2 protein-coding genes and 1 pseudogene are annotated in these 1899 nt (G+C 35.6%); 1 reads left to right on the top strand and 2 read right to left on the bottom strand.

What is annotated here, in order from left to right:
• Positions 1–621, top strand: a pseudogene (locus CDZ78_RS21925) (ISNCY family transposase); the annotation flags it as partial.
• A gap of 41 nt (positions 622–662) precedes the next feature.
• Here the strand turns inward: CDZ78_RS21925 and CDZ78_RS10555 are convergent.
• Positions 663–1133 carry a hypothetical protein gene (locus CDZ78_RS10555; protein WP_087869982.1) on the bottom strand — a complete coding sequence of 157 codons (471 nt, stop codon included), beginning with the start codon at positions 1131–1133 and terminating at the stop codon, positions 663–665.
• On the bottom strand, positions 1130–1899 hold a 770-nt coding region (locus tag CDZ78_RS21920; protein WP_087869981.1), incomplete at its 5' end, for a hypothetical protein. The genes CDZ78_RS21920 and CDZ78_RS10555, both read right to left, overlap by 4 nt.

Raw genomic sequence — 1899 nt, 5'->3', positions numbered from 1 at the left:
CAGCATGGTGATCGGCAAGTCGACCAGATTAGACGACGTGTCATTGAGGGAGAAACCATCCCGCACGATGAAAAAGTATTTTCATTATTTCAACCGCATACCGAATGGATCAGTAAAGGCAAAGCCGGTGTGCCGGTTGAGTTGGGCATACGCGTTTGTATTATGGAAGACTATCATGGATTCATACTACATCATAAAGTCATGCAAAAAGAAACCGATGACAAAGTAGCCATTGAAATGGTCAAGTTGACTCAAGCAAAATTTTCGGAATTCAACGCATGCAGCTTTGATAAAGGCTTTCATAGCAAAAGTAATCAAAGTGGATTAAAAGAGATATTAGATGAAGTGACGTTACCGAAGAAAGGAAAATTATCAATCAAGGATCAGCCGCGTGAATATGCCGAAGAATTCAAACAAGCCAAAAAGAAACACTCGGCCGTCGAATCGGCCATAAACGCACGACAGGTTCATGGATTGAGTAAATGTCGTGACCATGGAATTGAAGGTTTTGAGCGATATACCGCATTAGCCATATTATCAAGAAATATACAAAAAGTGGGCGCAATCAAACGGGACATGGAACGACAACGATTGGCCGAAGAAAAAAAGCAAGCCGCTTAAGTTTTTTTTAAGAAAGTGATCTTACTGAGGGTTTGGTGTGTCTAAAAAGTGGAAAAACGGCACTGTACTAATAAAACTCGTAAGAGTTGATGAGTTTTTAGCGAAGCTGAATCAAAATTTAAAAAATAATTCATTAAATTAAGTAGGGCATTTTTAAAAAAATGGCTTTTCGTGCAGGCACTAGTTAGCTCAATAACTACATTATTTCCTTGAATAAACATACCTATTTTTGGGGCCGGAGAAGGCATTATCTTATCTATATCTATCCTATTAAAGGTTGCTATTGCTGCTAAAGCTGCAATATAAAATCCTGGTAAAACTTGTACAAAATTAAGGATCTTAGAAATCATGCCACTATCAGCATACAAAGATATATGAGCAAATTGTTGCAGCCAAAATGCAAGACCAGTGGAGATTATTGAGAGTGAGCAAGGGTAATTCCAATCTACTTTCTTTTTGAGTTCATGCTCAATAGAAAGATAAGAGAATGGACGCAAAAGATGCCTAATCATGATGTTTCAGATAGTAGCAATTCTTTCATTTTGCCGAGGATAGGCTTATTAATTTTCTCGTAAGATGATTTCAAATCAATTCCGAAATCATCCAATTTTACCTTTTTTAGATAAGCCATTGTGCCCTCATCTGTAAATATTTCCAGAGTTTTATTCATATTATCTTTTGTCATAAATTTCACTTTTGCTTTCTGATAATCTGTTTTTTTGCTTATTAAATTCTTAATTTTAGAATATATATTTGGAATTTTCTTATCTTTGGTAGTTAGTACAACTGTTTTATGCTTTTTTTGAAAATACGCTTCTTCATCAAAGGGTGTACACCGATCTTCCTCTGTTATTAACTCAATAAACTGAACTTTCCCGTTATTTAAATCATCTATGAATTCGTTTGAGGGATGCCCACTAAAGTCACATGTAAAAGTCACATTGTACTTTTTTTGATTGCCGTCATCATCTCTAGATCCATCGGGGTGCAGTTGTTTAAAGTACTCGGGTGATATTTCTTTTGCATCACTAAGGATTTTTTTTAAAACCTCCTTAATCATTGAAATAGTTAATCCTTGGCAGTATTCTATAAGTACGAGTGCGGTGTCAATATCCTCATTTGGCAATTTAATTACCATGTGAACAGAGAAATCTTGTCCTTCATTTTCTTCTTTTTTAGCCGTTCGCCGTTTGTTGTTTTCGGGAGTAGTAAAGACGGGGTCTGATATTTCTTTATCTGATTTATTGATAAGAATACTAACGAAATCATCATCACACT

It is taken from the genome of Bathymodiolus platifrons methanotrophic gill symbiont, assembly GCF_002189065.1.
In the GTDB taxonomy this organism is placed as follows: Bacteria; Pseudomonadota; Gammaproteobacteria; order Methylococcales; family Methylomonadaceae; genus Methyloprofundus.
This window is presented reverse-complemented; position numbering and strand designations above follow the sequence as displayed.